Genomic DNA, 7862 nt, shown 5'->3' with positions numbered 1-7862 from the left:
AGATGCCGACCTTGGTCGGCAGGTGTGCGCCAACCAAGGTTGGCGACTACCGGTAAGCCCCGGCCACGCATGGCGTGGCGCTACTGCGTTGCTACCTGTGGTTCACGGGCTGCCGTGCTCCATGCGCGCAGGCCGAACACGGCCAGGCCGAGGAAGAACACGTACAGCGCGGCGGTCACGTGCAGCGACTTGAACAGGTAGGCACCCACGTAGACCACGTCCACCGCGATCCACACCCACCAGCAGGCCACGTGGCGGCGCGCCTGCCACCACTGGCCGACCAGGCTCAGCGCGGTCAGCATCGCGTCCAGCCACGGCAGCGCGGCATCGGTGAAGGTGTGCATGGCCGCACCCAGCGCCACGCCGCCGCACAGGCCGATGGCCAGGTCGCGCAGCAGCTTGCCGCGCGCCAGTGGCACGATGCGGACGCTGCCCTCGTCGGCGGCGTGCTGCCGCCAGTTGAGCCAGCCGTAGACCAGGAAGCCACCGAAGGCGACCTGCAGCAGGGTGTCCGAGTACAGCTTGGCCTCGGCGAAGACCAGCCCGTACAGCGTCACCGACAGCAGGCCGACCGGCCACGCCACCAGCCGGCGCTTGGCCATCAGCCAGACGCCGAGGATGCTGCACAGCGCGGCGGTCCACTCGAGCATGACGCCGCTCACAGCGCGAACGTCACCGACAGGCGGGCCTGTCGCGGTGCGCCGGGGAACAGGTAGTAGTCACCGCCGCTGCTGCCGGTGTCGCGCCAGTAGAAGCGGTTGAACACGTTGTCCACCGACAGGTTCCAGGTCACCGCACGTTCGTGCAGGCGATGCTGGAAGCGCAGGCCGGCATCGAACACCGAGTAGTCCGGTGCGCGCACACCACCATCGGCGCGGGCGACGTTGGCGCCTGCATAGCGCCAGCCACCGGTCACATCCAGGCCCTGCACGAACGGCAGCGCGTAGGCCACGTGCACGCTGGCGCGCACCTTCGGCACGTTCACCAGCTGATGGCCTTCATAGGCCGGCGTGCCGGTGTCGCGCGCGCGTGCCTGCAGCATGCTGGCGCTGGCCACGATCTGCAGCGCATCGGTCAGCTGGCCATTGGCGGTCAACTCCAGGCCGGTGTGGGTCTGCGTGCCTTCCTCGACGAAGGTGTAGCCGACGTCGCTGTTGTCCGGCCTGGCGTACTGGTACGGCTGCGAAATGCGGAACACGGCTGCGCCCAGCGTCAGTGCTTCGACCGGCACGTACTTCACGCCCACTTCCAGCTGCCGCGACTGCACCGACGGCAGGAAGGTGTCGGCGTTGCTGGTCCAGAACGGCGCTTCCTGGCCCAGCGAGATGCCGCGCACGTAGCTGGCATAGGCGTTGAGCTGGTCGGTAGCCTTCCACACCACGGCGGTCTGCGGCAGGAAACGCGACAGGCGGCTGTGCCGCTGCGGGGTGCCACGCTTGTCGTAGGCACGCTCGTCCAGGCGCACGAAGCGGCCGCCGGCCAGCCACTGCCAGTCATCACCGAAGCTCATCCGGTCCAGCGCGAAGAACGCGGTCTGGCGGCTGTCCAGGCGTCGTGCGGACGGCCCTGGCATCTTCGGCGACGGCGCGAACACCGGCACCTGTGCGTCGTGGATGTTGCTGGTGCCGACGTACTCGTTGACGCTCGGGCGCTTGTCTACCGTGCGGCGGAAGTAGTCGGCACCGAGGGTCAACTCATGGCCGACGCTGCCGGTCTCGAAGCGGCCGCGCAGCTCGGCACGGGCCTGCTGGTTGCGGCGGGTGTCGTCCGGGCTGCGGTAGTCGTAGACGTCGTAGTTGCCATTGGGCGCGAAGTAGTTGCCCGGCACGCTGCCATCGGCACACTGCGTGGCGTAGTAGCAGCCGTAGGCGAAGGCGACGTTGTCATCGATCACCGAGCGGCTGTGGCCGACCGAGACGCGCGACTGCCAGGCATCGTTGAAGTCGTAGGTGTGCAACGCGGTGATGTTGGTGCTGGCGATATCCACCGGGCGCTGCCAGGGCTGGTAGCCGAGCAGGAATTCGCGATCCACGCCGTGCGGCAGCTCACGCGCGCCCAGCAGCTGGTAGCCGGACACCGAACGCTGCGAGCTGGTCTGGTAGTTGGCATCCACTTCCAGCTTGCCGCGTTCGCCAATCAGCCAGTCGGCGGCCAGCGAGTAGAAGTTGCGACGGCCATCGGCGTGCTCGACGTAGGAATTGCTGGAATCCCATGCGGCATTCAGGCGCAGGCCGAAACGCGGGGTGATCCAGTGGCCGACATCGACGGCGACGTAGCGCGAGCCTTCCGAGTCGGTACCGAGCGTGGCGGTGCGCACTTCGGCCGGGCGCTTGCCGATGTAGTTGATGATCCCGCCGGGCGCCATCACACCCGCGGCCAGGCCGGCTTCACCCTTGAGGATCTCAACCGACTGCACGTTCTCCAGCGCCAGGCGCTGTTCGCCGGCGATGGACAGGCCGTTGAAGCGGTAGCCGGTGGCGGCATCCAGCGCAAAGCCGCGGATGGCGACGTTCTGGTAGTAGCCCACCGGCGCATACGCATCACCCAGCGAGGCATCGTTGCTGGCCAGCTCGGACAGCGAACGCACCTGGCGGCGGTCGAGGTAGTCGCGCTCGAGCACGTTCACCGAGGCCGGGGTGTCCTTCCAGGACCCACCACCGAAGGCGTTCACGCGTGAGGTATCGGCCTTGGGTTTGCCGGCCTGCACGCGCACTGCCGCCAGTTCGGTGGGCGAGCGCTCGGCGCCGGTGGCAGCCGCATCGGTGGCAGCGTCGGCCTCGCTGGCATGCAGCGGCAAGGCGGCGCAGAGGGCGAGGGAGAGCAGGGTGGGGCGCAGGCAGCGGTTCATTCGGTTCGTCTTCGGACAACAAGGGAGACGAAGCGACGGCGCGCAGGTGCACCGGCCCATGACGGGGGTGTGGCTGCGGCTCAAAGCTCCCTACGCCGGTGCAAACCGGATCAGGTTCCAAGGGACTCTCTCAGCCTGGCAGATCCAGGCACCCCCGCTTCAGGTGACCATTTCACTACAAATGGTACGGATTTGCGAGCCGGTGCCCTTCAGGCTGCCGCGTGCAACGCCTGCAGCAGTGCCTGTCCCGGCGCGCTGTGGAACCACGCCGGATGCCCCAGCATGAACGGCTGCCACGCCACATCCGCGTTTGCGGTGGAGCCAGTGATGCCTTCGAAGTACTCCACTTCGGACAGTGCGAAGTCGAAATGGACCATCGGCAGCAGGTCGGCCAGCAGCTGCACGCGTGCCGCCGACAGCGGCAGCACCTCGCGGTAGCCGTCGAGCAACGCCAGTGCGATGTCGATGCGCACCGCCTCCATGCCGCGCTCCAGTTCCAGCCACGCCACTGCGTTGCGCTCGATCGCGGTGGCGAGGTCGAACAGTGCGCTGGTGGGCGAAGCCAGGCCGAAATCCAGCACGGTGCTGACTTGCCCGTCGCGCCACAGCAGGTTGGAGACATGCCAGTCGTTGTGCGCCCACAGCCGTGGCTCGTCGCGCAGGCGTTCGGCCAGGCCGGCATGCCACGGCAGCACGTCGCGGCGAAGCTGGGTTTCCCATGGAATGCGCGTGAGGTAGCGGGCCAGCCCGGGGCGCTCGTGCAGCCCCGCCTTGATGGCCGCGATCGGATCGTCGGCGCGGATCAGATCGTCGCGCGCGACCAGCAGATGGGTACTGCGCTGTGGCGCGTGATAGCTGGCGGCGGCACGGTGCAACCGGGCCAGCATGCGGCCGGCTTCGCGGGCCTGCGCGACATCGGTCAGCAACGACCACGACACGGCATCGCGGTACAGGTCCTCGCCCACGCCCACGGCATGCAGTTCGAAGGTCCATTCGCCGTGCTCTACTGCGGTGTGGCCATCGGTTGCCGCCAGCACCTGCACCACCGGTACGCCGGCGGCAGCGAGATGGGCGATGAAGTGGTGTTCTTCTTCCAGGCAGGCGGCGCTGCGAACGCTGTGGTGGTGGCGCTTGATGAACACCGGTCCGCGCGTGCCATTGACGATGGCGGCGGCCGACAACGGTCGAGGACTGTGCCAGTGCGGCTGGCTGCCCGCATCCAGCTGCGGAAAGCGCTGGCGCAGCCACGCGAGGTCTGCGGTGCTGATCGGCGGCCAGTCGGCAGCGACCTCGTCGTTGTTGAGGCCCTGCACCCGGTGGGAAGAAGAAGTCATGCCGCAGCCCCAGTGGGGAAAGTCACATCCAAGGGTGCGCATTCAACGCCATGGCCGCCCGCAACGCAAACGGGCGGGTCATCGACCCGCCCGTCGTCACATCGTCATCGGCGGTACCGCCGCGCCGGATTACCAGCCGCGATGGCGGCCGCGGTCGTGGTAGTAGCGGTTGTCGTAGTAGCGCTCGCGCTGCCAGCGACGGTCCTCACCGCGGTCGTAGTAGCCGCTGCGGTAGTAGCCACGGTCGTAACGGCGATCGTAGCGGTTGTCGTAACGGCGATTGTCGTAGTAACGACGATCGCGGCGGTCGGAGGTGGTCAGGTTGCCGATCGCGCCGCCGGCCACGGCACCGCCGACAGTGGCAGCGGGATCACCGTTGGAGAGCAGGTTGCCGGCCACGCCACCGACCACGGCGCCGACCAGGGTGCGCTTGTCCTTCCTCGACATCGCGCTGGCATCGCTGACCACGGCGACACCGGCCAGCAGTGCCAGGGCCATCGCCAGACCACGGAAGCTGAGTGCGGAAGTACTGAGCTTGTTCGTTCTCCTGTGAGGTGCATGCCACGCTGGGCAGGGAGGGCGCGGGGCGCCCCGGCTGCCGTGATGTCCACGCTGGCGTTCCAACATTGCCGGAACATTGCCTGGTCCACCGTGCGGCTTGCGCATTCATCTAGCGGCAGGCGGCATGAAGCAAGGCTGAAAGCGGCCTCGGCCGCTCAGCTGGCAGAAAGGGAAAAGGCCACGCGGACGTGGCCCTCCCTTCTCTCCCAAGGCGCCGCGGGCTTAGACGCCCATCGCCTTCTGGGCCTGCCGGGCCTGCTCCTGCTGGGCGTCCTGCTGCTGATGCAGCACGTTCGGCGCGCCCTGCACGGCACCGCTGCTGAGCGCCAGGCTCTGCTCGCTGGCGGCACGGGTCTCCACCGCCACGCGGCTGGCGGCGGGGTCGCCGATGGTGCCCTGCACGGCGAACAGGCGCTCACCGTTCGGGCTGGGCACCACCGAGTCGATGCGCTGCAGGCCGGCGGCATGCGCCTCCTTGGTCAAAGCCGCAGCAGCGCTTTCCAGCGTGTGGCGGTCCTTGAAGGTCCCGGCCGGCAGCAGTTCCAGACCCTTGCTGGCCTGGATGAACAACGGATTGCGCGGGTGCCGCTCGTCGTTCAGCAACGGCCGTTCGCGTGCGTCCTTGATTGCCTCCAGGGTCTTCGCCCCGACAATGCCGTCGACCGCCAGGCCGTTGTCCTTCTGCAGCTGGCGCACCGCTGCTTCGGTATTGCGGCCGTAGCGGCCATCTTCGACCAGCGGCTTGCCGTCGGCGCCGACGTAGCCCAGGTGGCCCAGCTGCTCCTGCACCTTGCGCACGCCCTCGCTGTGCGCGCCCTGCTTGTACAGTTCGGCGTGCGGCGTGGCAGCGGCCTTGTGCTCGGCCGCAGGCTTGCCCTGGGTCTGCTCGTGCGACTGGGTGCGGTTTTCCAGCAGGTCGCGCGCCTTGGACAGCGGATCGGAGGCGTAAAGCTTCCAGTTCGGGTGGTCCTTCACCTGCTTGAGGTAGTCCTCGACCGGCATGGTGTGCACGCCCTTGCTGCCGGTGGACTGGCTGATCAGCAGCTTGTCGGTGTTGGGGTCGCGCACCACCATCACGATGTGGTCGATGCCGTTCCAGTGCTCATGGCGGGTCCTGGCCGTATCCAGGCCGATGATCATGCCTTCCTTCAGCGCATCGGGCTTCAGGATCGCGTCGCGGTCCAGCAGCACGCCGGACTGGTCGAACGCCTTGCGCACGATCCCACCGGAACCGAGGTTGCCCAGGTCGATGCGATCAGCCTTGCTGAACACCGCGTGCCCGGCCTTCTGGTTGATCTCGTCCATGGTCCGGTTCTGCAGCGTGCCGACCCAGCCGGAACAGTCGATGTAACCCTGCTCCACGTTCTTGCCGGTCTTGCCCGGTACGTACAGCGCGTGGCCCGGAATGTTGATGGCGTACTTGACGTCGTCGTACTTCACGCCGGCCTCGTAGGCGGCCTGCAGTTCAATGCCTGGCTTCGGTGTGGCAGCTGCCGTTGCGGTTGCCGCCAGCGTGGCTGCACCCGCCGCCACGGCTGCGCTGGCCTGTGCAGGTGCTGCCGGGGTCTGGCCCTGGCCCTGCACTACCGCCTGCGGTTCGATGTTCTTTTCCGGAATGCTGATCGCTGCGTACTTGTGGATGTAATAGCTGGAGAACGTCCGCGCCAGGTCGCCGTCGTTCATCCCGCGCATCTCGGCCAGGGTGTGGCCGGTCAGCGCCTTCGCGTCGGAGCCGATCTGGTTCAGCACGTTGCGGCGCATGTTGATCTCGTCGCCGTGGCTGTTGCGGACCACACCGAAGGTGCCGGTGGCAATGGCAGTCTGCACCGAGCCGTAGCCGGCGCTGCCCTGCTGGTGGGCCAGGTACAGGTCCAGCCCGGTGGGCGTGTTGCCCCCGGACAGGTACGGGTTGCCGGTGCGCTCGTTGCGGCGCGCCATCGAGTCCAGGTTGTCCTGGTACATCTGCGCGGCCGCTTCGGTGTTGCGGGTGGGGTCGAACTCGTGGCCGGTCAGGTGGTACTGGCGCGCGGAGCCGGGCACGAACTGGAACAGGCCCTTGGCGCCGGATGAGGTGTTGTGGGCGCGCTCGTTGAAGGTGCCGCCGGTCTCGATGTGCGCGAAGCGCATGAAGTCATCCACAGGGATGCCCTTCTGCCTGGCGACCTGCTCGACGATGTCCAGGACTTCCTTTCTGCTGTAGTCATGCTGTGCCATGACGTTTTCCTCGGGGTTGATGGAGCGGCGCGTGCCGCGAATCGCCAACCGGACTCATCCGTGAGTCAAGAACATGTCGGTCAACAGGGAACCCGCGCGTGGCGGGTGCTATCAAGGCGCGACGTACTGCTGGGTCGCGCTGTCGAAGGTGTAGTGCACGGCGTCGCCGGCACCCAGTGCGCGGGTCTTGCCGGGGCCTTCGATGGTGGTGCCCTTGAAGGTCACGGTCAGTCGCGGCAGGCCGTTGCCGTCGGCAGCGAAGGCCAGTTCGCCATCGCTGTCGGTGCAGGGCATCACGTTGCCGTCGTCGCAGGCGGCACTGTTGTCCTCACCCGTGCGCACTGAACCGACATAGCGCCAGACCTTGCTGTCCACGTCGTCTTCGCTGCGCCTGGGGTTGAACAGCAGCAGCGCATAGCCGGTGCTGCTGATGCCGCGGTCGAAGCTGCTGGTCGGCACCGCCAGCAGCAGGCGACCATCGGCCGTGCGATGTTCAAGCGGCTTGCGCCGGGTATCGACATCGTCGGCCTTGTCGTACGCGCCCAGTGCGCCGATGGTCCATTCCTGGCCACGGAACTTCCATGGCTTCCTGGCGTCGGTGCCGGCCAGCACGAAGGTGGCCTCGGCAAGGTTGGCGCGGTCATCTGGACCGGCCGGCGTCTGCTCGCCCGGCTTGCCGTAGTGCTCGCGGGTATCCCAGGAGAAACCCGTGTAGTACGTGGTGCCATCGAGAATGAAGGTGTGGCCGAACCAGAAGGTCGCCACGCTGCCGTTCTGGACCTCATAGGAGGTCGCGCCATCGCCGTCCACCTGGTAGGTGAAATACATCACGGTCGGCGCGTCGGGCGGGGTGGTGGCGGCATCGGGGGTGGGGGTCTGCATCGGGGCAACATCCTGTCGGGGCG

6 protein-coding genes and 1 riboswitch are annotated in these 7862 nt (G+C 67.5%); all 6 genes read right to left on the bottom strand.

Going from position 1 to position 7862, the window contains the following annotated elements:
- Positions 1-80: 80 nt before the first annotated feature.
- On the bottom strand, positions 81-650 hold the full coding sequence (pnuC, locus tag QRO95_RS15180) for a nicotinamide riboside transporter PnuC (RefSeq protein ID WP_285302922.1): 570 nt from the start codon (positions 648-650) through the stop codon (positions 81-83).
- A gap of 8 nt (positions 651-658) precedes the next feature.
- Complete coding sequence (locus tag QRO95_RS15175) at positions 659-2848, bottom strand: TonB-dependent siderophore receptor (RefSeq protein ID WP_285302921.1); 2190 nt, start codon at positions 2846-2848, stop codon at positions 659-661.
- Positions 2849-2918: 70 nt separating this feature from the next.
- Positions 2919-3014, bottom strand: a riboswitch (TPP riboswitch).
- Positions 3015-3057: 43 nt separating this feature from the next.
- Positions 3058-4182, bottom strand: a complete 1125-nt coding sequence (locus QRO95_RS15170; RefSeq protein ID WP_285302920.1) for a phosphotransferase enzyme family protein — start codon at positions 4180-4182, stop codon at positions 3058-3060.
- A 129-nt stretch (positions 4183-4311) separates the two neighbouring features.
- Positions 4312-4680: a glycine zipper 2TM domain-containing protein gene (locus QRO95_RS15165; RefSeq protein ID WP_285302919.1), complete on the bottom strand. Its 369-nt coding sequence runs from the start codon at positions 4678-4680 to the stop codon at positions 4312-4314.
- Between the two features lie 285 nt (positions 4681-4965).
- Positions 4966-6957, bottom strand: a complete 1992-nt coding sequence (locus QRO95_RS15160; RefSeq protein WP_285302918.1) for a peptidoglycan-binding protein — start codon at positions 6955-6957, stop codon at positions 4966-4968.
- Between the two features lie 111 nt (positions 6958-7068).
- Positions 7069-7839 carry a hypothetical protein gene (locus QRO95_RS15155; protein WP_285302917.1) on the bottom strand — a complete coding sequence of 257 codons (771 nt, stop codon included), beginning with the start codon at positions 7837-7839 and terminating at the stop codon, positions 7069-7071.
- Positions 7840-7862 lie beyond the last annotated feature (23 nt).

Origin of the sequence: Stenotrophomonas maltophilia group sp. Smal13, from assembly GCF_030236855.1 — a bacterium.
GTDB lineage: Bacteria > Pseudomonadota > Gammaproteobacteria > Xanthomonadales > Xanthomonadaceae > Stenotrophomonas > Stenotrophomonas maltophilia_A.
This window is presented reverse-complemented; position numbering and strand designations above follow the sequence as displayed.